Here is a 25,430-nt window from a genome sequence, read left to right as displayed (position 1 = left end):
GCGCATCGTCCCAGTCATTCTCCAACCCGTCGCCGCCGCACCACGTGCACCAGTGCTGACCGACAGGAGGTTCAGCGGGCGGGTCACCCGCTATGAAGGTGTTCTCGTCCACCTCGATGATCGTCGCCACTATCCGGCCCTCCGCACGAACGGGAGAACTTCGGCCAATTGCCGTGCTTTCACCGTGGATGTCGGGGGTTCGAATCCCTCAGGGCCCACTACCCGGAACGCGGCATCACACAACCGTGTCGGATGTCGCTCGTACGCTCGCGGTGTGCCGCGACCCGTCCACGACTGGTGGGCCCGACGCCAGTGGGCGACCGGGCTCGCTGAGCCCTACCCGGTGGGCCGCTTCCGCGACGCGTGGGCGCCGTACGTGCCGCTCGTCGGCCAGTACCGCCCCGAGCGAAACGCCGAGTTGCTGCTGTCGCAGATTCCGCCGGCTGCTGATGTCTACCTCGTGTGGGTGTGCACGATCGGCCACGACTTCGTCGCGACCCCGGCCGAACAGCGCGCGCGCCCCGGCGCGCGTCGCGCCCGCGGCGACTGGTGTCCGGTCTGCGCGACCCCCTCGGCCGCGCCGGCTGGGGCCTCTCGTTACCCGCGTCCGCCGATGACCGAGCCCGCGGCGATCAGACGACGCCCTCCCGCAGACCCGGTGCGCCAGCGCCCCCTGCCCGACGCGACGCCGCCGCGGCCCGGCACCGCGTTCGTCTCGGCCCGCGCCTCGGCCGCAACCTCCGCCGCACAGGAGAGGCTCCGCGGGCTCATCGCCGAGCGGCTCGACTGCGACCTCTCGGCGACGGCAATCACCACTGCCCAGACCTTCCACGGCAAACGCGAGGTATGGCCCGACGTGATCATCCCCGAGCTCGCGGTTGCGATCGAGTACGACACCGTCGGCCGCGCGGGCGACGAACACATCGGCCGCCGCGAGCGCTCCGACCGCCGCAAAGATGCGCTCCTGCGGGCGGCGGGCTGGGAGGTCGTGCGCCTGCGCCAGAAACCGTTGCGTCCACTCGGCGCCCATGACCTGGTCGTCGCGGGCGTTTCCGCTCAGGCCGTCGAGGCCCTCATTGACCGGCTCGCCGAGCTGCGGGGTGCGCTCATCGTCGATGCGTATCGGCGTCACGCGAACACCGGCTGACGTCGACCTAGAGGCCGGCGAAGAGCGCGAGCACGAGGGCGACGAACACGACGACGAACACGGTCGGCGTCACGAACCGCACCACGTTCACGCCCCAGCCCATCGCGATGATGCGCGTGGCGAGCGGGCTGAGCGCATCGACCGCGCGCAATCCCTGAACGACCGCCGCCCCCTCGGTCGCCGCCGCGTACTGTGCGGCGGCCCCGAGGATCCCCGAGGCGAGCAGGATGCCCGTGGCGGCCACGCGGACGGCGAGCGTCGTCTCGGCGAGCCCGTCCACGAGCATCCAGACGGTGAAGGCGAGAAGCAGCGTGGGCGCAATCTGCGACACGATGATGTGCCACCGGGTCGTGTTCCACTGACGGATCAGGTCGGTCTCGCTCATGCGCGCTCCTCGTCATTGGGGTGTCCGGATGCGGGCCATGCCCGCTCAGCGCTCAGTCTCGCACCGTTGCCTGCGCGGATACGATGGCACGACCCTCGTGTCGACCACGAGCCGTCACCCCTCGGAGCCGCCGTGATTCTTGCCGTTTGGGCCGTCGTTCTCGCCTCGGCGCTGTGGGGCACCACCGGCACGGCCGCGACGTTCCTCTCGAGCGACGTCAGCCCGCTCGCGACCGGCTCGGCGACCATGGCGATCGGCGGTGCGTTGCTCTTCGCCATCGCCGCTCGGCCCGCCTCTCGGGCGATCGCCGACCCGCGCGCCCGCCGCTGGCTGCTCGTCGGCGCGATCGGCGTCGTCGTCTATCCGCTCGCGTTTTACAGCTCGATGTCGCTCGCGGGTGTCGCGATCGGAAACGTCGTCTCCCTCGGCTCGGGGCCGCTGTTTGCTGCCCTGTTGGAGTGGCGCGTCACGCGACGACCGCTGACGCGCCGATGGATGCTCGCGGCCGCGATCTCGATCAGCGGCGTCGTCATGCTCGCGGCCGGTGGGCACGGCGGCGACTCACCCGTGAACCCTGACGACGTTCCGGCCGGAGTCGGGCTCGGACTGCTCGCGGGGGCCGCGTACGCCCTCTACACGTTCACCTCCGCCGAGGTGATCGCGCGCGGCCACAGCAGCCGAGCGACGATGGGTGCCGTCTTTGGGCTGGGCGCGATCCCGCTCACCGTGGTGCTCGTCTTCACCGGTGCCCCGCTTGTGCAGTCCCTCGGAAACGTGTCGATCATCGTTTACCTCGCGCTCGGTCCGATGTTTCTCGCGTACGTCCTCTTCGGTATCGGGTTGCGTCGCCTGCGCAGTTCCGTCGTGACCGTGATCACGCTGCTCGAGCCCCTCATGGCGACTCTCCTCGCGGTCGCGGTCGTGGGGGAGCGCCTCGACCTGCTCGGCTGGTGTGGCCTCGGGGTCATCCTCATCGGCGTAACCCTGCTTTCTCCGGCCCGTCGCCCCCGGTTGCGGCCCCCGCGCACCTAACATCGGGGCCATGGTCGACAGTCCCGCGTCCGCCCCCGACGACGCTGACTCCGTGACGCCACCGGGCCCGCGTCGTTCGACCTACACGCCTCCGCAGGCGCAGAGCCCTGACGATGACCCGATTGCCGATGCGATCGCTGCGGAGTATCGCGCCTGGGTGCCGGTGAAGCGTCAGCCCGAGCCGCCCGCTCCGGCGGCCTCCGCGCCGAACACACCCGTCACCCCTCCCGAGAACCCGCTGGCAGGGTTGAGCGCACCCGAGGCAGCTCCGCCCAGCCCATCGATCCCGCCGCCGCCGCCGCGCGCCTCCCTCACTGACGCCGACCTCGTCGCCGTGCTTGACCCCGATCTCGCCGGGGGCAACACGGGTGCGCTCATCAACCTGTTCCAGGAGCAGCTCACCCTGCGCGAGCAGGAGCTGCGGCAACTCGACGCGTGGGAGGAGCAGGTACGCCGCCTCGGCGTCGACAGCGCCGACGAGATTGTCGCCTCGGTGCGCTCGGCGTACACCGGCGTGATCGACGTCGTGCCGCCGGCCGCGCACGCACAGAATCCGTCCGCTTCCTCGCCGCCGGAGGCTGCGGACCCCGTACCTGCACCCACAGTCGCGCCGCCGCTCGCGCCCGCGCCCAGCGACGTACAGTCGGCAGACAGCGCGCCGACGGCTCCCGGTCAAGTTGTTCCTCCCGTCGTGGACCCCGCGACGTTGACGGCGGGCGAGCTGTCGTCGGTCCTTGCGGATGCACCCCCGCCCAACATGGCCCAGCGCACGGTAGCGACCCCGCCGGAGGAACTCGCCGAACTCGACGAGTCCACTCCGCCACCGCTCGTGGAACCCGACATCGCCGACTCCCCGAGCGACCCCCTCGCACAGACATCGAACTGGGATGCTCTGCTCGCGGCGGCGACGGAGGGAACGCCGGCGACCCCCGACCCGCCCGCGCTCTCGCCGTTCACACTCACACCGACGTCGCCCTCCGCCCCGGCGGAAACGTCCGCGTTCGCCGAGGAGTCACGGCCCGACAGGCAGGCCGACAGTGCGCCGCCCAGCCCCGAAGCTGCCCCCGAGACGCCGCCATCCGCACCGGCTCCCGTTCCTGCAGCCGCCCCGGCAGCTGCACTCGCTCCCGCGACGCCTCAGCTGCGGCCCGCCGGGACACCACCCGCAACCGCCCATCCGCCCCTCCCGACCACCGCCGACACGCCCGCTCGTGGCCACCGCGCCTTCGCGCTCGAGCAGAGCGCGCTCGAGCCGACCCCGGCGGCGCTGCGGGCCGGCCGCGCCGTACGGCTCTTCTGGCTCTGGTTCGCGGTCAACGCCTCGGTCGTGACGGTGGCCCTCGGGGCGCTCCTCATCGCCGACGGCGCGAGCTTGCGCCAGGCGGTGCTCGCCGCCCTCGGCGGTGTCGCACTGTCGTCGTTCCTGCTCGGAGTCATCACCCGCACGGGGCGGTGGAGCGGGCAGCCGACGATCGTCGTCGCGCGCGCCACATTCGGTACCGTCGGCAACGCGATTCCTGCCGCAGTCGCCGTCCTCGTGCGCGTGCTGTGGGCAACCGCCCTGCTGTACCTGCTCGGCATCGGTGTCGCCGAGGTTCTCGTCGAGGCGCAACTGGACGGCGGGCTGGGCCGTCCCACGATGACCGTCATCGTTGCCGCGGTGGGCTTCCTCATCGCCGCCGCCGCCGCTCTCGTGGGTTTCGGGCTCATCGCCCGACTCGGGGCCATCATCGCCCCGCTCGCGGGAATCCTCGTCGTCGGGCTCATCGTGCTCACCGCGCCGCTCGTCGATCTCGGCAACGCCCTGTCGATCCCCGACGGATCCTGGGCGCTGCTCGTCGGCGGATCCGTCTTGATTCTCAGCGCCATCGGGCTCGCGTGGGTGAGCAGCGGAGGCGACCTGGTCCGCTACCAGGCGCCCGGGGCCTCCGGAACGGCCGCCGCACTGTGGACCAGCCTTGGGGTCGCGGTCCCGGCATTCCTGCTGATCGGCTGGGGCGCGGTGCTCTCCGCATCGAACCCTCTGGTGCTGGAGGGACTCGTCGCCAATCCCGTCGACACGCTCGCGCGGCTGCTGCCCCTCTGGTACCCCGTGCCCCTGGCCCTCGCCGTCGCGTTGAGCCTCATCGCGGGCGCTGCGTTCAGCCTGTATTCCGGGGGTTTCGCCGTCCTCACGCTGGGCGCACCGGCCCCGCGCTGGCTGGGCGTGCTGATCGCCGCCGTGGTTGCTGCGGCTGCCCTGGTGGCTCTCATCCTCGCCGGTGGGGGAGTCGCGGGCCTCCTGCGTGACGCCCTCGTTGTATTGGCGGTGCCCGTCGCGGCCTGGGCGGGCATCGTCGGCACGGAGACTCTGCTGCGCCGTCGGCGCGTGTACGCCCCCTCGCTCCTGCAGCCGGGTGGTGTCTACCCGGCTGTTCGGTGGGTACCGCTCGCCGGGTTCGCCGTCACCGCGGCCCTCGGTCTGGGCTTCGTGACGGCGTCGACGTCGTGGCTCGCCTGGACCGGCTACCTATGGCCCCTTGTGCCACTGCCCACCGACAGCGCATGGGTCAATTCGGATGCGGGCGTCATTCTGGCTCTCCTTCTCGGCGCGCTCGTCGCGGCCATCAGCCTCCCCGGGCTGCGCCGTCTGCACGATGCCGAGGCCAGCGCGACCGCGTGAGCGACCGTCTCGCGCGCGGGGGCCCTGCTCCTAGACTGGCGGGCATGCCCGTGACTCTCCGCGATGTGTGCGCCGTCCTCGAGCGGCGCTTCCCGCTCGACGGTGCCGAAGAGTGGGACGCGCCCGGGCTTGTCGTCGGCGATCCTGAGGAGCCGGTCACGAGCATCCACCTCGCCGTCGACGCGGTCGCCGCGACGATCGACGAGGCGGTCGCGCTCGGGGCGCAGCTGCTTCTCGTCCACCACCCGCTGCTCTTGCGCGGCGTGACGTCCGTCGCGGAATCGACGGCCAAAGGCGCGCTGATCGCACGCCTCATCCGATCAGGATGCGCGTTGTACGCCGCCCACACGAACGCTGACGTTGTCGAGACGGGCACGAGCGCGCGGCTCGCCGGCGCGATCGGCCTGGTCGATGCCGTTCCGATCGTGCCGGGGGCGCCCGGACGCGGTCTTGGCCGCGTTGGCGAGCTCGACCCGCCGCTCACGCTTGGCGCGCTTGCGCAGCGAGTCGCCGACGTGCTGCCGCCCACCGTCGGGGGAGTTCGCTTCGCTGGCGACCCCGAGCGCTCGGTGTCACGCGTCGCAGTGTGTGGCGGGGCGGGCGACTCGCTGCTTTCTGACCCGGCCGTGCGCGCCGCCGACGTGTACATCACCTCCGACCTGCGCCACCATCCCGCGAGCGAGGCGCTCGAGACGGCCGCGGTCGCCGGCGGACCAGCACTCATCGACACCGCTCACTGGGCGAGCGAGTCGCTCTGGCTCGACGCGGTCGCCGACGAGCTCCGCGCCGACTTTCCCCACGTGACGGTCACCGTCAGCCGCCTGTCCACCGACCCGTGGACGGGCGTCGTCCACCGTGCGGCACCGTCCCCGTCTGACCACCCCTAACCCCAGGAAGGCCCGCACACCCGCATGGCTCTCACCGCTCCGCCCGAGGCCCAGGCGCTGCTGCTCGACCTGCAGCGCATCGATACCGACCTGCAGCGCATCGCGCATCGCTCCCGCACCCTGCCCGAGCAGGCTCGCCTGGACGAACTCACGGCGCTCAATGCTTCCGTGCGCGAAAGCCTCGCCGAGCGCGAAAATGCGCTCGAGGATGCTCGTCTCGAACTCTCGCGGGTCGAGTCGGACGTGGCGCTTGTCGAGAAGCGTATCGCGCGCGACGAGGGGCTCGTACAGCAGAGCTCGTCGGTGAAAGACATTGCGGGTCTCGAGCACGAGGTTGCCTCCCTGAAGACGCGCTTGTCGGACCTGGAAGAGATTGAACTGGCCATCATGGAGAAGGTCGAGACGATCGAGGCCGAGGTCGCCGATGCGCGCTCGACGCTCGAGGCTCACGAGTCGGCGGTCGCGGCGGCTACCGAGGCGCGCGACGAGGCGCTCAGGGGTCTTGCCCGCGAACGCGACAACCAGACGGCTGACCGCGCCGACGTCGCTAGCCGCATCCCGACCGATCTGCTCGCCCTGTACGAAAAGCAGCGCGAACGCTACGGCGTCGGCGCCTCGCACCTACGCGCCCGCGTGTCCAGTGCGAGCGGCGTCGAGCTGACGGGTAACGACCTCGCGAGCGTCCGTGCCGCGGCGCCTGACGCCGTCATCCTCTGCCCCGACTCGAACGCGATCCTCGTCCGCACGGCGGAGTCGGGCCTGTGACCCGCGAGCTCGTCGTCGAGGCCGACGGCGGCTCGCGCGGTAACCCCGGGCCCGCCGCCGGGGGAGCGGTGGTCATTGACCCGCAGACCGGTGAGGTGCTCGCCGAGCTGGGCGTGTGGGTCGGTACCGCCAGCAACAACGTCGCCGAGTATCGGGGAATGATCGAGGGCGTCCGCACCGCCATCGCCCTCGACCCCACCGCCGAGCTCACCGTGCGTCTCGACTCGAAGCTTGTCGTCGAGCAGATGACGGGCCGCTGGAAGATCAAACACCCCGCCATGGCTGAGCTCGCCGCGGAGGCGCGCGAGGTACTCACCGGCACCCCGGTGCGCTTCGAATGGATCCCGCGCGAGAAGAACACGCGCGCCGACGCCTGCGCAAACCAGGCGATGGACGCGCGGGCATCGTTCCGTCGATAGCCGCCGCCCCGCGCATCCCGCCCGCCAGGCGCTAGCCTGGATACGCAAGCGGGTCGGCTAGACGGTCGCGTCGGATGCGCGCCCCGAGCAATCGGGGAACGGCACCGCCGAGGAACGTCCGGGCTCCGTAGAGCAGGGCGGTGGGTAACACCCACCCGGAGCAATCCGCGAGAAAGTGCAACAGAAAGCAGACCGCCACGGGCTTCGTGCCCGGGGTAAGGGTGAAACGGTGGTGTAAGAGACCACCAGGGCCCCGGGCGACCGGGGTCGCTAGGTAAACCTCGCCCGGAGCTAGATCAGACAGGCACCGGTGACGCTGCTCGCCGAGGTGCCGGGTAGATCGCTAGAGGGTGTCGGTAACGCCACCCCGAGAGAGATGGCCGTCACCCGGGGAAACCCGGGGACAGAACCCGGCGTATCGGTCGGCCCGCTTGCCCCGACCGCGACACGCCGGGCTGACCTGCCATATACCCGTAGGGGCATGGCGTGCCGCGTAGCGTCGAAGCATCTACCGGGCACCTGCTCGATCGCCATGACGGCTGGGAAGTCGCACCGTGACCCCCTGAAAGTCGCATGTCTGCATCTTCTCTCGGTCCCATCCGCACGACGAGCCCTCGGCCCGCCGACTACGTTCACCCCACGAGCACCTACGCCGCGCTGATGCGCACGGTGCGCGACGCGGGGTTGCTGCGTCGCCGCACCGGCTTCTACTACGCGGTATTCGCCGGCCTCGCTGTTGCGCTGGGCGGGGCGATCACCGGGTTCATCCTGCTCGGCGACAGCTGGTTCCAGCTGCTCATCGCGGGCGCGCTCGGCATCATCCTCACTCAGATCGCGTTCGTGACGCACGAAGCCGCCCACCGCCAGATCTGGGCATCCGGGAAGGCGAATGACCGGGTCGGACGCATTCTCGCCGCCGGCGTGGTCGGCATCAGCTACCACTGGTGGATGCACAAACACTCGCGTCACCACGCGAAGCCCAATCAGCTCGGCGCCGACCCGGACATCGAACCGGACACGATCGTTTTCACGGCGGAGGACGCTGCGAAGCACACCGGATTCCTGGCGGCGATCAGCCGCAAGCAGGGCTACCTGTTCTTCCCGCTGCTCATGCTGGAGGGCCTGAACCTGCACGTCCAGGGGCTGCGCCATCTGTTGCAGCGCGGCCCGGTCGAAGGCCGCGCCATCGAGCTCGGGCTCATCGTGCTGCGCCTGTCGCTGTATGTCGCCGTGATTTTCTGGGCGCTGCCCCTCGGCATGGCCTTCGCCTTCCTTGGCGTGCAGCTGGCCGTGTTCGGCGTATACATGGGGGCAAGTTTTGCCCCGAACCACAAGGGCATGCCGATCCTGCCGGCCGACAGCCCGCTCGACTTCCTGAGCCGCCAGATCATCACCTCGCGCAATATCCGCGGCGGGTGGTGGGCGACGACGCTCTTCGGCGGCCTCAACCACCAGGTCGAGCACCACCTGTTCCCGAACATGCCTCGCCCCGCGCTCGCCCGCGCCCGCGAAATCACGAGGGAGTACGCGCAGCAGCTGCAGATTCCGTACACCGAGGCCGGGGTCGTTGAGTCGTACCGCATCGTCATCCGCTACCTCAACGAGGTGGGGCTGAACGCGCGCGATCCGTTTGACTGCCCGCTGGTGAACCGCTTCCGGACCACCTGATCAGGGTCGTTCCGCCATACTGGACACGAGGTATCTCGTCGAAAGGATTGCAATGACGCAGCGACTCATCATGGCCGTTTCCGTACTGTCCGCGCTCGTGATCGCGGGCGTCTTCATCTGGTACGTCGCCGTCAACTACGTGCTGGCGTAGCTGCATTCACGCCTCGCTAGACGTGGCGCTGTGCGAGTGCTGCTGCTCCCATCAGCCCGGCGTTGTTGCGCAGGCCCGCCGGGACGATCGGAGTTCGCAGCCGAAGCAGCGGAAGGAACTCCTCGTGATGCTTCGACACCCCACCTCCGACGACGAACAGGTCGGGGGAGAAGAGGAACTCGACGTGAGAGTAGAAGCGCTGGAGGCGCGCCGCCCACTCCTCAAAGCTCAGCTCGTCACGTTCGCGGACAGAGTTCGCCGCCCAGGTTTCCACGCCGGCGCCGTCGAGTTCGAGGTGTCCCAATTCAGTGTTGGGCAGCAACACGCCGTCGTGAATGAATGCTGAGCCGATGCCGGTGCCGAGCGTTGTCACGATGGTGAGCCCTGCGCGGCCGGCGGCCGCGCCATATCGCGCTTCAGCGTATCCGGCCGCATCCGCATCGTTGACGAAGTGGATTTCGCGGCCGAGCGCATCGGCGAACAACTGGTCAGCGTCGAGGCCGATCCAATCGTCCGAGACGTTCGCGGCCGACATTGTCCGTCCGCCGAGCACGATCGCGGGGAAGCACACCCCGACCGCGTCGAGCGATGCTGCGCCGAGTTCCTCGGCGATCTCAGCGACAGTCGCAATGACGTCGGTGGGGCGACCACCCTCCGGGGTTGCGCGCTTGACGCGCTCGCTCACGAGCTCGCCCGAGTCGAGGTCGACGAGTGCCCCCTTGATGCCGGTGCCGCCAATGTCGATGCCGATCGCCTGCGTCATGCTGGTTGTCGCCTCTCGTCGAAGACTCGGGATGCGCGCCTACGGCAGCGTCAGGATCTCGGCCCCGCGTTCGGTCACCACGAGCGTGTGTTCGAATTGCGCCGAGTACTTCTTGTCTTTCGTGGTGACCGTCCAGTCGTCTGTCCACATGTCCCACTCGTGCGTACCAAGCGTCAGCATGGGTTCGATCGTGAACACCATGCCCTCCTGAATCGGCTGGTCGTAGAGCGGGGCGGCGTCGTAGTGCGGGATCACGAGGCCGGTGTGAAACGACGTGCCCACCCCGTGCCCCGTGAAGTCACGAACAACGCCGTAGCCAAAGCGCTTCGCGTACGCCTCGATGGCTCGGCCGATCACGTTGATGGGGCGGCCGGGGGCGACGGCCTTGATGCCGCGACGCAGGGCCTCCTCGGTGCGTTCCACGAGCATCCGCGCCTCGTCGGCGACCTCGCCCGCGAGGAAGGTCTTGTTGAGGTCGCCGTGCACGCCGTCTTTGTAGGCGGTGATGTCGATGTTCACGATGTCGCCCTCGGCGATGACGGTGTCGTCGGGGATTCCGTGGCAGATGACCTCGTTGAGGCTCGTGCAGCACGACTTCGGAAAGCCGCGATAGCCGAGGGTCGACGGATAGGCGCCGTGGGCGGTGACGAACTCGTGGGCGATGCGATCCAGTTCGTCGGTCGTCACACCAGGACGGATGGCGGCGCCCACCGCCTCGACGGCCCCGGCGGCGATGCGGCCGGCGGCTCGGATGCGCTCGACCGTCTCGGCGTCGTAGACGTCGCCGCCCACGTGCTCGGGGGGCGCGGCCTTCCCGACGTACGGCGGCCGTGCGATAGCTGCGGGGACGGGGCGAAGGGGGGAGATGCGCCCCGGAATCAGGCGGCCAGAATCGTCGCGGGGCATAGGCTCGAGTCTACCGAGCGCGGGGAGACGCCCCGGCCGGTCGACGGGGGAGGCGCGCGATGGCCTGGTGGTACAACCATCGAACCGGTGAGGTCGAGGAGGGTCCGAAGTCACTCGGCAGTGACCGCTACGGCCCGTTCGACAGCCGCGAGGAAGCAGAGCGAGCCCCGCAGAAGCTGCAGCAGCGCGCCGACGAGTGGGAGGCCGACGAGCGCGAGGACGACTGAGTTCGCGCGCCTAGCGTGGCCTATTCGCGCTCGCGGTGCGCCTTATCGGCGGTCTCGTCGCTGTAGCTGTGCTCCGCGTCGGGGTAGGCCCCCGACTCGACGTCGGCCTTGAACGCCGTCGCCGCGTCGAAGAGGATCTCGCGCAGGTTCGCGTACTGCTTCACGAACTTCGGGATGCGGCCACTCGTGAGCCCCGCCCAGTCGGTCCAGACGACGAGCTGACCGTCACAGTGCGGTCCGGCGCCGACGCTGATGGTCGGGATGCCCAGCTCGGCCGTCACGCGCGCCGCCGCCTCCGCAGGCACCATCTCGAGCACGACCGCGAACGCCCCGGCCTGTTCGACGGCCTTCGCGTCCGCGAGCAGTTGGTCGGCTGCGGTCCCGCGGCCCTGAATGACGTGGCCGCCCAGCCCGTGCTCGGACTGCGGGGTGAAGCCGACGTGCCCCATGACGGGGATCCCTGCCGACACGATGCGGCGAATCTGCTCAGCGGAGCGCACCCCGCCCTCGAGCTTCACCGCGTGCGCGCCCGTTTCCTTCATGAACCGGAACGCGGTGTGGAGGGCCTCGTCGGGCCCCGTCTCGTACGAGCCGAACGGCATGTCGGCCACGACGAGCGCACGCTTGACCCCGCGCACGACGCCGCGGGTGAGGGGAATCAGGTCGTCAATGGTGACGGGGAGTGTCGTGTCGTAGCCGAGCACGGTGTTGCCGGCGGAGTCGCCGACGAGGAGGAAGTCGATGCCCGCCTCGTCGAAAATCTGGGCGGTGAGCACGTCGTATGACGTGAGCCCGGTGATGGTGATGCCCTCCTCCTTCGCACGAGCGAAGTGGCGGGTGCGGACGCGCTTCGGTGCTTCGGCCATGCAGCGAGCCTACTCGCGGCCGCGTCCGATCAGTCGGTCGGCCTGTAGGTAATCGGCAGGCGCCGGTCGCGGCCGAACGCAATCGCCGAGATCTTCGGCCCGATCGCCCCTTGGCGGCGCTTCCACTCTGCCCGGTCGACGAGACCGGTGACGAACTCCACCGTTTCACGGTCGTAGCCGAGGGCGACGATGTCGTCCTTTCCGAGCAGTTCGGAGATGTAGTGCTCGAGGATCGCGTCGAGTAGTTCGTACGGCGGCAGCGAGTCTTGGTCGGTCTGCTCGGGCCGCAGCTCGGCGCTCGGCGGCTTCTCGATGGACCCGACGGGGATTGGCGGTGTTTCGCCGCGCGCCCTGGCGTGCTCGTTGCGCCAGCGCGCGAGTTCCCACACGAGCAGCTTGGGCACGTCCTTGATGGGGGCGAAACCGCCCACCGAGTCTCCGTAGATGGTCGAGTAGCCCACCGCGAGCTCGGTCTTGTTGCCGGTCGTCAGCACCAGGTGGCCGTGCATGTTCGACAGCCCCATCAGGATGATCCCGCGGATGCGCGCCTGCAGGTTCTCCGCCGCCACCCCGTCGAGCGCCAACTGGGTCTCGACCGGATGCACGAGGTCGGCGATCGGCTCGACCGAATAGTGGATGCCCGTGGCTGCGGCGAGCAGGTCCGCGTCGCTGCGCGAGTGGTCGCTCGAATACTTGCTCGGCATAGACACGCCGTGCACACGCTCGGGGCCGAGCGCGTCGACGGCAATCGCCCCACAGACCGCCGAGTCGATCCCGCCCGACAGCCCGAGCACGACGGAGCGGAAGCGGTTCTTCTCGACGTAGTCGCGCAGGCCCGTCACGAGCGCGTTCCACACCTGCTCGCGATCGTCGGGGAGCACGGTGATGTCTGTCGGGGCGGGGGAGCGGTCAGGGCGGTCGTTCGCCGCCAGTTCGACTCGGTGCACGCCCGCCGGGGCCGGGTGGTCGCCGGCTGCCTCGGCGTCCACGTCAACGATCAGGAGGTGCTCGTCGAACTGCGGCGCGCGGGCGAGGATCGTGCCGCTGCCGTCAACCACGACGCTGTCACCGTCGAACACGAGATCGTCTTGCCCCCCGACGATGTTCACGTACGCGACCACCGTGTCGGTTTCGGTGGCTCGCCGCGTGACGAGCGGCAACCGAACCTCGTCTTTGTCGCGTTCGAAGGGGGACGCGTTCAGCACGAGCAGAAGCCCCGCGTCCGACTCGAGGACCCGCCCCACGGGGCCGCCGTCGCGCCACAGGTCTTCGCAGACGATGACGGCGGCGTCGACCCCGCCGATGCGGATGACGAGCAGCTCGTCGCCGGGAATGAACACGCGGTATTCGTCGAACACGGAGTAGTTCGGCAGGTGGTGCTTGGCGTAGCGCGCCACGACGCGGCCGTGCTGGAGGACGCTGGCACAGTTCTGGGCGATCGCCGTCGGGGCGTTCGAGCTTCCGATGGCGCGCGGCTCGAACGGACCGTCGGGGTGACCGACGATGACAGCGAGCGGGCCGAGCCCGCGTGCATCCAGTTCGCGCGCCAGCGCGTCGACGGCCCGGCGAGACGCGGCGAGAAACGACGGCCGGGACGCAAGGTCTTCAATGGGGTACCCGGACAGGGCCATCTCGCCGGTGACGAGCAGGTCGGCGCCCGCATCGTGCGCGGCGTGCGCGGCGTCGAGAACCTGACGGGCGTTGCCCGACAGGTCGCCGACAACCGGGTTCGTCTGGGCGAGGGCGACGCGCAGTCGAGGCATACGCAGTAGCCTAATGGCGGGCCCGTGACAGGCCGCCGAGAGGCGCGATCACGGCTCACACCCGGTAGTAGTGGCGGCCCGTCAGGGGGCCCGACGGAAGGGCAGCATGGACAAGCAGAGGGACTTCGTTCTGCGCACCATCGAAGAGCGCGGCGTCAAGTTCGTGCGGCTGTGGTTCACCGACGTGGTGGGCACCCTGAAGATGGTGGCGATCGCCCCCGCCGAGGTGGAGGGCGCATTCGCCGAGGGGCTCGGAATCGACGGCTCGTCGATCGAGGGCTTCACCCGCGCCTACGAAGCCGACGTGCTGGCGCACCCCGACCCCACCACGTTTCAGATCCTGCCGTGGCGCGGTGACGTCGACCCCACCGCGCGAATGTTCTGCGACATCACGACGCCCGACGGCCAGCCGGCCGCAGCCGACCCTCGCCAGGTGCTGAAGCGCACGCTCGCCAAGGCCGCTGACGCGGGCTTCACGTTCTACACACACCCAGAGATCGAGTTCTACCTGCTGAAGAGCTCAAAGTTCGGCCCGGAGGGCCCGCAGCCGGTCGACTCGGCGGGGTACTTCGACAACGTTCCCGGCGGCTCGGCGCACGATTTCCGTCGCCGCGCGGTGCGCATGCTGGAAGACCTCGGCATCTCGGTCGAGTTCAGCCACCATGAGGCGGGTCCCGGTCAAAACGAGATCGACCTGCGCTACGCCGATGCGCTGACGACGGCCGACAACATCCAGACGTTCCGCACCGTCGTGAAGGAGGTGGCGATCGAGCAGGGCGTGTACGCCACCTTCATGCCCAAGCCGCTCGAGAAGCACCCCGGAAGCGGCATGCACACCCACATGTCGCTGTTCGAGGGTGACACGAACGCGTTCTTCGACCCGGGCGGGCAATACCAGCTGTCGCAGATCGGCCGCCAATTCGTTGCGGGGCTGCTGCACCACGCGCCCGAGATCACGGCGGTCACGAACCAGTTCGTGAACTCGTACAAGCGGATCTGGAGCGGCGACGAGGCTCCCAGCTACGTCACCTGGGGCCACAACAACCGATCCGCCCTCGTCCGTGTGCCTCTGTACAAGCCCGGCAAGGGCCAGAGTGCGCGGGTCGAATACCGCGGTCTCGACTCGGCTGCGAACCCCTACCTGGCCTACTCGCTCCTGCTTGCCGCCGGCCTTAAAGGCATCGAAAACGGCTACGAACTTCCGCCCGAGGCGGAAGACACGGTGTGGGCGCTCAGCGAGTCTGAGCGTCGCGCCCTCGGCTACAAGGGTCTGCCCGCCAGCCTCGACCGGGCCCTCGGCCTCATGGAGGACAGCGAGCTCGTCGCCGAGACCCTGGGCGAGCAGGTGTTCAACTACGTGCTGCTGAACAAGCGTCGCGAGTGGCGCGAGTACCGCGCCCAGGTGACCCCGTACGAGCTCTCGAGCAACCTCGAGATCCTGTAGCGCTCGGAGGCCAGGCCACCCGCATGAATTCCCGTCCGGCGTCGACGCTGACGCTGCTCGCCCGACTCGGTTTCGACGATCTCGGCGCCGCGAAGTCGACGATCGACGCGCTCGATGCGACGCCGGGTGCGGGCGGCATCACCGAGCACCTCGATCTCTTCGCGCTCGCCGCCGACCCCGATCGGGCCCTCAGGGGTCTGCACGCACTGCTCGATCGTCATCCCGACGCGCTCGCGCCCGCATTGGAAGACGCGTCATGGATGCGCCGCATCATTCGCGTTCTCGGCGCAAGCGAAGGCCTCGGCCAGTTCCTCCTGCGGCGGCCGAACGAGCTCGCGGCGCTTCGAGAGCCGCTCGGCGAGCCCCGGGATACCGAGGTCTACCGCCGCGACATCGTGGAGGCTGTGGCGAGGCTCACGGGCGAGGACGCGCGGCTCGCGCTACGGGTGCGTTACCGACGACACCTGCTGCAATTGGCCGCCTGGGATCTCGACCACGACGACCCCCTCACCGCGATGCCCGCGGTGGGCCGTGCGCTGGCCGACCTCGCAGGCGCAAGTCTCGATGCCGGCCTCGACATCGCGCGCCGCGAATGCGGCTTTCCTGACGTCCAGGTGGCAGCGACGCGACTGGCGATCATCGGCATGGGCAAGTGCGGCGCTGCCGAACTGAACTACCTGAGCGACGTGGACGTCATCTACGCCGTCGAGGCGGGCGATGGGATCGAAACCGGGCGGGCGGTAGAGATCGGAACGCGATTGGCCTCGATGGCGGCCCGCAGCATCCAGGAGCCGGGAATTGAACCGCCGCTCTGGGAGGTGGACGCGAACCTGCGCCCGGAAGGCAAAGACGGCGCCCTCGTGCGCAGCCTCGACTCCCACCGCGCGTACTACGAACGCTGGGCGAAGAACTGGGAGTTTCAAGCTCTGCTGAAGGCGCGGCCCATCGCCGGGGACCCGGACGTGGGGGAGGGGTTCCTCGCCATCACGCAGCCACTCGTCTGGGAGAGTTCGCAGCGCGACGGCTTCGTCGAACAGGTGCAGGGGATGCGCGAACGCGTCACGGCACACATCCCGGCCGACGAGGTGGACGTGCAGGTGAAGCTCGGCCCCGGAGGGCTTCGCGACATCGAATTCACCGTTCAGTTGCTGCAACTCGTGCATGGCAATCACGACGACCGCGTTCGGCAACGCGACAGCCTGGGGGCCCTCGCGGCCCTCGCGGAGTGCGGCTACATCGGCCGTGCCGAGGCCGCCGAATTCTCGGGTGACTACCGCCTCCTGCGGGTGATCGAACACCGCCTACAGCTCGACCGGCTCAGCCGCACCCACCTCATGCCGCGCGACGCCGACAGACAGCGCGTCATCGCGCGCGCGACCGGCCTCGCATCCTCGGCCGAAGAACTGCTGTCGCAGTGGCAGCGCACGAAACTCGCCGTGCGATCGCTGCACGAAAAGCTGTTCTATCGGCCGCTACTGTCGGCGGTTGCGAAGCTTCCCGACGAGCAGCTGGCGCTCACATCCGACCAGGCGGAAGCGCGCCTCGCGGCCATCGGCTTCGTCGATCCCGAACGCGCTCTGCAGCACATCGCCGCCCTCACCGGCGGGGTGTCGCGCCGTGCTGCCATCCAGCGCACGCTCTTGCCCGTGATTCTGCAGTGGCTGGCGGACGGCGCCGACCCCGACCACGGTCTGCTGTCGTTCCGGCGCCTGAGCGACGCGCTCGGCGAGACCTACTGGTTCCTGCGCATGCTGCGTGACTCATCCGGAGCCGCACAGCGCCTGTCGACCGTGCTCGCCGCCTCGCACTTCGTCGGGACTCTGTTCGAGCGCATCCCCGACGGGGCCGCGTGGCTCGAAGACGATGACGAACTTCGCCCGCGCCCGCTCGGCGCGCTGCTCGACGAGGTCCGTGCGACGGTTGCCCGGCACGCGGGCGACGACGATGCGGCGGCGAAGGCGCTTCGAGTCGCTCGCCGCCGAGAGACGCTGCGCGTCGCACTCGCCGCCATGGTCGACGTCATCGACGTTCAGCAGTTGGGCGTCGCTCTCAGCGACATCACGACCGCCTACCTCACGGGTGCCCTCGCGCTCGCGCATACGTACGGCGACGGGGTGGAGTTCGCCATCATCGCGATGGGCCGTTACGGTGGCGCAGAACTCGGATTCGGATCCGACGCCGATGTCATCTACGTCTTCCGTGACGCGGGCGCCGGCGACCGCGCCGCGACCGTTGCCCAGCGCATCGTCACGCGTCTGGGGCAGCTCACCGAGGACCTTCGTTTGCCCTTCGAATTGGATGCGGGGCTTCGGCCCGAGGGACGCAACGGCCCGATCGTGCGGTCGCTGGATTCCTACCGTGCCTACTACGAACGATGGTCGCTGACGTGGGAGGCGCAGGCGCTGTTGCGTGCCCGACCCGCGGCGGGGGACGACGCGCTGTCGGCCGACTTCATGGAACTGGCGGACGCCGTTCGGTATCCATCGACGTTCGGCGAGGCTGAGGCGCGGGAAGTGCGGCGCATCAAGGCTCGAGTCGAATCGGAGCGCTTGCCGCAGGCCGCCGACCCCGCCCGGCATCTGAAGCTCGGGCGGGGATCACTGAGCGATGTCGAGTGGTTCGTGCAACTGCTGCAGTTGCGCCACGCCCACGAGGAGCCCGCGCTGCGAACTCCGTCGACATTGGGGGCCCTCGCCGCTGCCGCCGACGCGGGACTCCTTCCGTCCCGCGACGCCGAACGATTGCGTGCGGCCTGGTTGATCGCATCTCGCGTGCGTTCGGCGGCAATGCTGTGGACGGGCCGCACAACGGACGTGTTGCCCGCCGACCGCCGGCAGCTCGATGCGATTGCCCGCCTGCTCGCCTACCCGCCTAAGTCGGCGGCGCGCCTCGAAGAGGACTACTTGCGCACGACACGCCTGGCCCGTCAGGTGTTTGAAAAAGGCTTCTACGCCACGTAGGGCGTAAACGCCGCGAAGGCCCCGCTCCACTGCTGGAACGAGGCCCCCGGGCGTACTGTGTCGCGCTTAAACCGAGAAGTACAGCTCGTACTCGAACGGGTGCGGCCGCTGCGCGGCGGGGAGGATCTCCTTCTCGCGCTTGTAGTCGATCCAGGTCTCGATGAGATCCTTCGTGAAGACGCCACCGGCGAGCAGGAACTCGTGGTCGTTTTCGAGAGCGACGAGCGCCTCTTCGAGCGAACCGGGAACCTGCGGGATGCCCTTGGCCTCCTCCGGGGGGAGTTCGTAGAGATCCTTGTCGACCGGCTCGTGCGGCTCGATCTTGTTCAGGATTCCGTCGAGACCCGCCATCATCTGCGCCGCGAAGGCCAGGTAGGGGTTACCCGAGGCGTCGGGCGCGCGGAACTCGATGCGCTTCGCCTTCGGGTTCGTGCCCGTGATGGGGATGCGGATGGCCGCCGAGCGGTTACCCGCCGAGTAGACCAGGTTGACGGGGGCTTCGAAGCCCTTCACGAGACGGTGATACGAGTTCAGCGACGGGTTCGTGAACGCGAGTACAGCGGGTGCGTGCTTTAGCAGGCCGCCGATGTACCAGCGGGCGATGTCGCTGAGGCCCCCATAGCCTGCCTCGTCGTAGAACAGCGGCTTGCCGTCGTTCCAGAGCGACTGGTGCACGTGCATGCCCGAACCGTTGTCGCCGAACAGCGGCTTCGGCATGAAGGTCGCGACCTTGCCCCACTCGAGAGCGGTGTTCTTGACAACGTACTTGAACTTCAAGATGTCGTCGGCCGAGTGAACCATCGTGGAGAACTTGTAGTTAATCTCGGCCTGGCCGGCGGTACCCACCTCGTGGTGGGAGCGCTCAACTTCCAGGCCCACCTCGGTGAGCTTCATGACGATGTCGTCACGCAGGTCAGCCTGCTTGTCGACGGGGGAGACGGGGAAGTACCCGCCCTTGAACGGGGTCTTGTTGGCCAGGTTTCCGCCGGCCTCCTCGCGACCGGTGTTCCACGCCGCTTCGTCCGAGTCGACCTGGTAGAAGCTCTTGCCCTGGCTGACCTCGTAGCGCACATCGTCGAAGACGTAGAACTCGGCCTCGGGGGCGAAGAAGGCGGTGTCGGCGATGCCGGTCGAGGCGAGGTACTTCTCGGCCTTCTTGGCGACCTGGCGCGGGTCACGCGTGTAGATCTCGCCGTTGCGCGGGTTATAGATGTCGAAGACCATCACGAGCGTGCGCTCGGTGCGGAACGGGTCGACGTAGGCGGTCGAGACGTCGGGGATGAGCTGGAGGTCCGACTCGTGGATCGACTGGAAGCCACGGATGGAGGAACCGTCGAACAGTTGGCCGACGGTGAAGAAGTCTTCGTCGACGGTGGAGGCGGGAATGTTGAAGTGCTGCTGCACACCGGGCAGATCGGTGAAGCGGATGTCAAGGAACTTGACGTCCGTCTCCTTGATGAACTTCAGCACCTCGGACGAGTCACGGAACATGCGTATGGTCTCCTGAGCTAGATCCGGGTAGGCGGGCGCAACTGCGACCGTGTTTCACCGTAGACGGGTGGGATTTCCCCACAGTGTCCCCAATGTTTCGGCGATGTTACGCGGGCTAGCTGACCGCCTGCGCAAACCCGGCAGCACTGTCGGCCAGCTGACGAAGGTGGTCGGGGATGGGGCGACCCTTCGCGACCATCGACTGCGCCCACAGCCGGCCGGCCCGGTAGCTCGAGCGCACGAGCGGGCCAGCGAGGACACCGAGGAAGCCAATCTCTTCGGCCTCCGCCTTGATCTCGACGAATTCTTCCGGCTTCACCCAGCGATCGATGGGGTGATGCCGCGGTGTGGGGCGGAGGTACTGCGTGATCGTGACAATGTCTGTGCCGGCGTCGTGGAGGTCGCGCAGCGCCTGACTGACTTCCTCCCGCGTCTCGCCCATCCCGAGGATGAGATTCGACTTGGTGATCAGCCCGAAGTCGCGCGCCTGGGTGATGACGTCTAGCGAGCGGTCGTAGCGGAACGCCGGCCGAATGCGCTTGAAGATGCGCGGAACCGTCTCGACGTTGTGGGCGAAGACCTCGGGGCGCGATTCGAAGACAACGCGCAGCAGCTCGGGATTTCCGCTGAAGTCGGTCGCCAGAATTTCGACGCCCGTGCCCGGGTTCAGCTCGTGGATCTGCCGCACAGTCTCGGCGTGCAGCCACGCCCCCTCGTCGGGGAGGTCGTCACGCGCGACGCCGGTCACCGTGGCGTAACGCAGGTTCATTTCGCGCACGCTCTCGGCGACGCGACGTGGCTCATCCGTGTCGTAGTCGGCCGGCTTCCCGGTATCGATCTGACAGAAGTCGCACCGCCGGGTGCACTGGCTTCCCCCGATGAGGAATGTGGCCTCGCGGTCTTCCCAGCACTCGTAGATGTTGGGGCAGCCGGCCTCCTGGCAGACAGTGTGCAGCTGCTTGTCGCCGACGAGGGAGCGCAACGCGCTGAATTCGGGGCCCATCTTGGCCCGCGTCTTGATCCACTCCGGCTTCTTCTCGATCGGAGTCTGCGCATTGCGCACCTCCAGGCGCAGCATCTTGCGGCCGTCGACGGGTGCGGTCATGCGAGAACTCCAGAGGGTGTGGGATGTGATTCAGGGGTGGATGCGGAACTCGCGACGTGCGCGTAGACGTGCTCCTCAAAGCGGGCGCGCACCGCGACGGCCGCCTCGGCGGGGGTCACGGTTCGGCCGAGCTCGCGACTAACGGAGGTGACACCGGCGTCGCTGAGGCCACACGCGATGATGCGGTCGTAGGCCTCGAAGCTGTTCGAGCAGTTCAGCGCGAAGCCGTGCATGGTGACGCCCGAGGCGACGCGGATGCCGATGGCCGCGATCTTGTCCGTGCCGCGCATCCAGACGCCGCTGCGTCCGGGGACGCGTTCGGCGCCCGTGACGCCCACGTCATCGAGGACGGCGATGAGCATCCCTTCGAGGCGGCGAACATAGCCGACGACGTCGATCGGTTCGGCGAGGCGCAGGATGGGGTACCCGACGAGTTGGCCCGGGCCGTGCCACGTGATCTTGCCGCCGCGGTCGACGTCGACGACGGGCGTGCCGTCCGTCGGTCGCTCGTGCGGCGCGGTGCGTTTGCCGGCGGTGTAGACGCTCTCGTGCTCGAGCAGCATCACAGAATCAGGCGCCCGGCCCTCGACGACAGCAGCGTGCAGGGCACGCTGCTGTTCGAGACCCGACAAGTACGGCACGGAGTTGGCGCTTAGCCCCGTGTCGACAAAGTCGATCACGGGACCGAGTGTACGCCGCGAAGCCGGAAAGGCTCTGCGCGCGCCCCGAATTCGCCCACCCCGGTGCTTCTACACTGGGCGTGTGACCCCCGATAGTGAACTTCCCGACTGGCCGGGGCAACGCATCGGCCTCCCCGAGTCCGGATCCCGCTCGGTCGCCCGCCTGGGGCGCCGCATCGGGGGCATCGCGATCGATTGGGGCTTTAGCGTCATCATTTCGGCCGCGTTCTTCTCCTACGAGCCGCTCGCCACCCTGGCCGTCTTCGCCGGTCTGCACATCGTTTCGACCGCACTTCTGGGCGGCAGCCCCGGTCACCTGATTCTGGGGATGCACGTGGTGCCAATGGCGGGTGGCCGCGTCGGACTGTGGCGCCCGGTGCTGCGCACTGCCCTGCTCGTGCTTGTGCTGCCCGCTGTGTTCTTCGATGTGAACCACCGGGGGCTACACGACCGCGCCGCAGGAACGGTTTTGCTCGTCAAGTAGCTGCGTTCGGCGTCGCCTCGGCACAACGACAGCGGCCCCGGTTCCGAGCGTGGAACCGGGGCCGCTGTCGTCTGCGGAGATTAGTGCTTCTCCGCCTCGATCTCGCTCTGCGTGACGGGTGCGACGCGGTCTTCGAAGAACCAGCGGGAGAGGCCTGCACGGACGCGCTGGCGCACCGTGATGCGGCCGTTGTCGTCGGGGCGGATCATCAGCGGCTGGTACTCGTCGTGCGCCACCAGCTTCCAGCGCTCGTAGTCGTCGAGCTGCTCGTGCACCTCGATGTACTCGCCTCCGGGGAGGCGGACGATGCGGCCGGTCTCGAAACCGTGCAGCGCCATCTCGCGGTCCTTGCGCTGGAGCGCCAGGCATACACGCTTGGTGATCCAGTAGGCGATGAACGGCCCCACCACGGTGATGAACTGCAGCGTGTGGATGACGCCCTCGAGTGTGACGCGGAAGTGCGTCGCGATGAGGTCGGAGCTTGCCGCCGCCCACATACCGCAGTAGAAGACGACCGCCGCGGCGCCGATTCCGGTGCGAACCGGGGCGTTGCGGGGGCGCTCGGCGATGTGGTGCTCGCGCTTGTCGCCCGTGATCCACGCCTCGAAGAACGGGTACGCCGCAATCGCTGCGAGGAATACGACCAGCACGACGGTGGGAATGAGAACGCCCATCGGCAGTGTGTAGCCGAAAATCACCCAGTCGAGGTTCGGCGGCATCAGACGGAGGGCACCGTCGGCGAAGCCGATGTACCAGTCGGGCTGGGTACCCGCTGTCACGGGGGAGGGGTCGTACGGACCGTAGTTCCAGATCGGGTTGATCGTGAACAGCGAGGCAATCAGGACGATGGTGCCGAAGACGATGAAGAAGAATCCACCGGCCTTCGCAGCGAACGTCGGCATGACCGGGGCACCCACGACATTGTCGTTGGTGCGGCCGGGGGCTGCGAACTGCGTGTGCTTGTTGACGATCAACAGCAGCATGTGCACCCCGATCAGCGCGATGGTGATCGCGGGGAGCAACATGATGTGCAGGATGTACAGGCGCTGGATGATCTGCGTGCCGGGGAACTCGTCGCCAAACAGGAGGTACGAGATCCAGACTCCGACGAGCGGAACCGCCTTGATCATGCCGTCGATGATGCGCAAGCCGTTGCCCGAGAGCATGTCGTCGGGCAGCGAGTAGCCGGTGAAGCCCAGCGCCATCGCCATCACGAAGAGCAGGAAGCCGATGACCCAGTTGAGCTCACGGGGCTTGCGGAACGCACCGGTGAAGAACACGCGCAGCATGTGCAGCGCGATCGCGGCGACGAACAGCAGCGCCGCCCAGTGGTGCACCTGACGCATCAGGAGGCCGCCGCGAATCTCGAACGAGATGTCGAGAGCCGAGTGGTAGGCGACCGACATCGGAATGCCCTGCAGCGGCACGTACGACCCGCTGTACTCGACCTCGGTCATCGACGGATCGAAGAAGAACGTCAGGAACGTTCCGCTGATCAGGATGACGATGAAGCTGTAGAGCGCGACCTCACCGAGCATGAACGACCAGTGGTCGGGGAAGATCTTGCGCCCCAGAGTTTTGACCGCGGTCGACGCGCTCGTGCGTTCGTCAATGTAGTTCGCGGCCCATCCGGTGAACCGCATGCCGGTGCTCGGCGGGACCTGCGTCGTCGTGCCAGCGCTCGGCGGGGTAGTGGTCGTGGTCATCGCGCAATCTCCCAGAAGCTCGGACCCACAGGTTCGGGGAAGTCGCTACGCGCGACAAGGAATCCTTCATCGTCCACAGTGATCGGGAGCTGGGGAAGAGGACGTGCCGCCGGTCCGAAGATGACCTCGGCGTGGTTCGCGACGTCAAACTGGGACTGGTGGCAGGGGCACAGCAGGTGGTGCGTCTGCTGTTCATACAACGCGACGGGGCAACCCACGTGCGTGCAGATCTTTGAGTAGGCGACGATGCCGTCGTACGACCAGTCGGCCTTCGCGGGGTCTTCATTGAGCTCGTCGACGGGGAGGCGCATCAACAGCACGGCCGCCTTGGCCTTCTCCTCGATGCGGTGGTATTCGAGTTCCGCGAGTCCCTCGGGGATGACGTGGAACGCCGAGCCGATGGTGACGTCTGCGGCGCGGATCGGGGTGCCGGAGGGGTCGCGGCAGAGCCGCACACCCTCGTCCCACATGGTCTGCTTCAGCAACGCGACCGGGTCGTCGTCGCCGGCAAGGTCGCGGAACATGACGACGGCCGGAATCGGCATCACGGCGACGGCACCGATGAGCGTGTTGCGCACAAGGCGGCGGCGGGTGAAGCCTGACTCCTTGTTGGCTTGGCTGAAGATCTCGACGGCCTTTGTGCGCGACTCGTCCGAGCCGCGCGTTGGGTGGCGCATCTCGACCTCTTCATGGCTGTGCATGAGGGCCTTCGACCAGTGCACGGCGCCGATACCGACGCCGAGAAGGGCGAGGGTGATGCCGAGCCCGAGGAACAGGTTGTTGAGACGTACCGAGCCGGGGTTGGCCTGGTCGATCGGGAACGCGAAGTACGCAACCACAGCCAGCACGCTGCCCACGATCGAGAGCAGGAAGAGGGCGCTGATGGTGCGCTCTGCCTGCTTCTCCTTCTTGGGGTCGAGGTCGGTGACGCGCGGGCGGTGCGGCGGGAAGCCGGGGTTCGGAATACGGTCTGCGCGCACAACTGCGGTCGCGGGAGCCGCAGCACTGTGGTCGTCCACCGTGGCGACCTCGGTCGACGGGGCTACTGCCTCGTCGCGGTCGTCGTGGATGTCGGCCATTATCGATCCTTCCTAATCGCGCGCATCCGTCAGTTCGACTTCGCGGTGAGCCAGACGGTCACGGCGACGAGGCCGCCGAGGCCGAAGATCCAGATGAAGAGACCCTCCGAAACGGGGCCGAGCGAGCCGAGGTCAAAGCCACCGACCGACGGGTTTTCGTCGATGTAGCGGAGGTACGAGATGATGTCGTTCTTCTCTTCGGGGGTGAGGTTCATGTCGCTGAAGACCGGCATGTTCTGCGGCCCGGTCACCATGGCGCCGTAGACGTGAATCGGGTCGATGTTCGCAAGTCCCGGGGCGTACTTGCCCTCGGTCAGCGCGCCTCCCGCGCCGGCGACGTTGTGGCACATGGCGCAGTTGATGCGGAACAGCTCGGCGCCGTTCGCGACGTCGCCGTCACCCGCGAAGTAGCGCTCGGCGGGGATGGCGGGTCCGGGTGCCAGCTCAGCAACCCAGGCGCCCATCGCGTCGATCTGCTCCTGGCTGAACTGCACGGGCTTGACCTCGGCCTGCGGGCCCGAGGCGGCCATCGGCATGCGGCCGGTGCCCACCTGGAAGTCGACCGCGAGGGCGCCCACACCGATGAGCGAGGGGCCAGCTGCCGTGCCGTCAGCGAGGATGCCGTGGCAGCTGGCGCAGTTCGCCGCGAAAAGCTTGCCGCCCTCCTCGACCATCTCGGCCGTGTGTGCCGGCGTCTCGGCCGTTGCCGTGCTCGTGGCGAGCGCGTAGGCGCCGCCCGTCGCGAGGAGGCCGACGATCAACAGGGCCGCGGTCGCCAGCGGGTGGCGACGGCCGGTGCGTCGGGGGGAAGCGGGTGAGGTGATTGCCATGGTGCGGTGC

22 protein-coding genes, 1 tRNA gene and 1 other RNA gene are annotated in these 25,430 nt (G+C 68.4%); 13 read left to right on the top strand and 11 right to left on the bottom strand.

Annotated features, from left to right (window positions below; translation table 11 throughout):
- The first annotated feature begins 151 nt into the window (after positions 1 to 151).
- Together CPY97_RS13290 and CPY97_RS07780 are read left to right on the top strand one after the other, a co-directional pair.
- Positions 152 to 218 (top strand) — tRNA-Glu (locus CPY97_RS13290).
- Between the two features lie 56 nt (positions 219 to 274).
- The gene (locus CPY97_RS07780) at positions 275 to 1,147 is read left to right on the top strand and encodes a hypothetical protein (RefSeq protein WP_096421628.1); all 873 of its coding nucleotides are present in this window, start codon (positions 275 to 277) and stop codon (positions 1,145 to 1,147) included.
- A gap of 7 nt (positions 1,148 to 1,154) precedes the next feature.
- Here the strand turns inward: CPY97_RS07780 and CPY97_RS13725 are convergent, their stop codons facing one another.
- On the bottom strand, positions 1,155 to 1,532 hold the full coding sequence (locus tag CPY97_RS13725; RefSeq protein ID WP_150129226.1) for a hypothetical protein: 378 nt from the start codon (positions 1,530 to 1,532) through the stop codon (positions 1,155 to 1,157).
- 132 nt (positions 1,533 to 1,664) lie between these two features.
- On the opposite strand from CPY97_RS13725, the gene CPY97_RS13720 reads away from it, so the two are divergent.
- From CPY97_RS13720 to CPY97_RS07745, 7 genes are all read left to right on the top strand, one after another.
- Positions 1,665 to 2,564, top strand: a complete 900-nt coding sequence (locus CPY97_RS13720; protein ID WP_150129225.1) for a DMT family transporter — start codon at positions 1,665 to 1,667, stop codon at positions 2,562 to 2,564.
- A gap of 10 nt (positions 2,565 to 2,574) precedes the next feature.
- The gene (locus CPY97_RS07770; protein WP_096421626.1) at positions 2,575 to 5,226 is read left to right on the top strand and encodes a cytosine permease; all 2,652 of its coding nucleotides are present in this window, start codon (positions 2,575 to 2,577) and stop codon (positions 5,224 to 5,226) included.
- Between the two features lie 44 nt (positions 5,227 to 5,270).
- Positions 5,271 to 6,113: a Nif3-like dinuclear metal center hexameric protein gene (locus CPY97_RS07765; RefSeq protein WP_096421624.1), complete on the top strand. Its 843-nt coding sequence runs from the start codon at positions 5,271 to 5,273 to the stop codon at positions 6,111 to 6,113.
- 24 nt (positions 6,114 to 6,137) lie between these two features.
- Positions 6,138 to 6,878: a zinc ribbon domain-containing protein gene (locus CPY97_RS07760; RefSeq protein ID WP_096421622.1), complete on the top strand. Its 741-nt coding sequence runs from the start codon at positions 6,138 to 6,140 to the stop codon at positions 6,876 to 6,878.
- A complete protein-coding gene (locus tag CPY97_RS07755) occupies positions 6,875 to 7,297 on the top strand; it encodes a reverse transcriptase-like protein (protein WP_096421620.1) in 423 nt (140 codons plus the stop codon). The genes CPY97_RS07760 and CPY97_RS07755 overlap by 4 nt, the downstream gene beginning before the upstream one ends.
- A gap of 49 nt (positions 7,298 to 7,346) precedes the next feature.
- Positions 7,347 to 7,731: RNase P RNA component class A (gene rnpB, locus CPY97_RS07750), an RNA gene on the top strand.
- A 139-nt stretch (positions 7,732 to 7,870) separates the two neighbouring features.
- Positions 7,871 to 8,965, top strand: a complete 1,095-nt coding sequence (locus CPY97_RS07745; RefSeq protein WP_096421618.1) for a fatty acid desaturase family protein — start codon at positions 7,871 to 7,873, stop codon at positions 8,963 to 8,965.
- Between the two features lie 167 nt (positions 8,966 to 9,132).
- Here CPY97_RS07745 and ppgK read toward each other — a convergent pair whose 3' ends face one another.
- Positions 9,133 to 9,879 carry a polyphosphate--glucose phosphotransferase gene (gene ppgK, locus CPY97_RS07740; protein WP_096421616.1) on the bottom strand — a complete coding sequence of 249 codons (747 nt, stop codon included), beginning with the start codon at positions 9,877 to 9,879 and terminating at the stop codon, positions 9,133 to 9,135.
- Between the two features lie 39 nt (positions 9,880 to 9,918).
- Positions 9,919 to 10,785, bottom strand: coding sequence for a type I methionyl aminopeptidase (gene map, locus CPY97_RS07735; protein ID WP_096421614.1), 867 nt, complete (start codon positions 10,783 to 10,785; stop codon positions 9,919 to 9,921).
- A 59-nt stretch (positions 10,786 to 10,844) separates the two neighbouring features.
- Between map and CPY97_RS07730 the strand changes: the two genes are divergently transcribed.
- The gene (locus CPY97_RS07730) at positions 10,845 to 11,012 is read left to right on the top strand and encodes a methionine aminopeptidase (RefSeq protein ID WP_096421612.1); all 168 of its coding nucleotides are present in this window, start codon (positions 10,845 to 10,847) and stop codon (positions 11,010 to 11,012) included.
- 20 nt (positions 11,013 to 11,032) lie between these two features.
- Here the strand turns inward: CPY97_RS07730 and panB are convergent, their stop codons facing one another.
- Together panB and CPY97_RS07720 are read right to left on the bottom strand one after the other, a co-directional pair.
- Positions 11,033 to 11,878, bottom strand: a complete 846-nt coding sequence (panB, locus tag CPY97_RS07725) for a 3-methyl-2-oxobutanoate hydroxymethyltransferase (protein WP_096421610.1) — start codon at positions 11,876 to 11,878, stop codon at positions 11,033 to 11,035.
- 29 nt (positions 11,879 to 11,907) lie between these two features.
- Entirely contained in the window at positions 11,908 to 13,641 is a 1,734-nt protein-coding gene (locus CPY97_RS07720; protein ID WP_096421608.1) for an NAD+ synthase, read from the bottom strand.
- Positions 13,642 to 13,747: 106 nt separating this feature from the next.
- On the opposite strand from CPY97_RS07720, the gene CPY97_RS07715 reads away from it, so the two are divergent.
- Entirely contained in the window at positions 13,748 to 15,085 is a 1,338-nt protein-coding gene (locus tag CPY97_RS07715; protein ID WP_096421606.1) for a glutamine synthetase family protein, read from the top strand.
- Positions 15,086 to 15,108: 23 nt separating this feature from the next.
- Positions 15,109 to 18,045, top strand: a complete 2,937-nt coding sequence (locus CPY97_RS07710; protein WP_096421604.1) for a bifunctional [glutamine synthetase] adenylyltransferase/[glutamine synthetase]-adenylyl-L-tyrosine phosphorylase — start codon at positions 15,109 to 15,111, stop codon at positions 18,043 to 18,045.
- Positions 18,046 to 18,111: 66 nt separating this feature from the next.
- On the opposite strand, the gene glnA is transcribed toward CPY97_RS07710, so the two are convergent.
- The 3 genes from glnA to lipB form a co-directional block, all read right to left on the bottom strand.
- Entirely contained in the window at positions 18,112 to 19,536 is a 1,425-nt protein-coding gene (gene glnA, locus CPY97_RS07705) for a type I glutamate--ammonia ligase (protein WP_096421602.1), read from the bottom strand.
- Between the two features lie 115 nt (positions 19,537 to 19,651).
- Positions 19,652 to 20,641 (bottom strand): lipoyl synthase, encoded by a 990-nt coding sequence (gene lipA, locus CPY97_RS07700; RefSeq protein WP_096421600.1) that lies wholly within the window; start codon positions 20,639 to 20,641, stop codon positions 19,652 to 19,654.
- Positions 20,638 to 21,321, bottom strand: a complete 684-nt coding sequence (gene lipB, locus CPY97_RS07695) for a lipoyl(octanoyl) transferase LipB (RefSeq protein WP_096421598.1) — start codon at positions 21,319 to 21,321, stop codon at positions 20,638 to 20,640. The genes lipA and lipB overlap by 4 nt, the downstream gene beginning before the upstream one ends.
- 82 nt (positions 21,322 to 21,403) lie before the next feature.
- Between lipB and CPY97_RS07690 the strand changes: the two genes are divergently transcribed.
- Complete coding sequence (locus tag CPY97_RS07690) at positions 21,404 to 21,805, top strand: RDD family protein (protein ID WP_096421596.1); 402 nt, start codon at positions 21,404 to 21,406, stop codon at positions 21,803 to 21,805.
- An 80-nt stretch (positions 21,806 to 21,885) separates the two neighbouring features.
- Here the strand turns inward: CPY97_RS07690 and CPY97_RS07685 are convergent, their stop codons facing one another.
- Genes CPY97_RS07685 through CPY97_RS07675 form a run of 3 tightly spaced genes read right to left on the bottom strand, consistent with a single transcriptional unit; the run spans position 21,886 to position 25,420 of the window.
- A complete protein-coding gene (locus tag CPY97_RS07685) occupies positions 21,886 to 23,511 on the bottom strand; it encodes a cytochrome b (protein WP_096421594.1) in 1,626 nt (541 codons plus the stop codon).
- Entirely contained in the window at positions 23,508 to 24,590 is a 1,083-nt protein-coding gene (locus CPY97_RS07680; protein WP_096421592.1) for a ubiquinol-cytochrome c reductase iron-sulfur subunit, read from the bottom strand. Before CPY97_RS07680 ends, CPY97_RS07685 begins: the two co-directional genes overlap by 4 nt.
- 29 nt (positions 24,591 to 24,619) lie before the next feature.
- Positions 24,620 to 25,420 (bottom strand): cytochrome c, encoded by an 801-nt coding sequence (locus CPY97_RS07675; protein WP_096421590.1) that lies wholly within the window; start codon positions 25,418 to 25,420, stop codon positions 24,620 to 24,622.
- Between the last annotated feature and the right edge of the window lie 10 nt (positions 25,421 to 25,430).

The organism is Microcella alkaliphila, assembly GCF_002355395.1.
GTDB classification, from domain to species: domain Bacteria; phylum Actinomycetota; class Actinomycetes; order Actinomycetales; family Microbacteriaceae; genus Microcella; species Microcella alkaliphila_A.
Note: the sequence above shows the minus strand (reverse complement) of the source record. Positions and strands in the feature narration are given on the sequence as shown.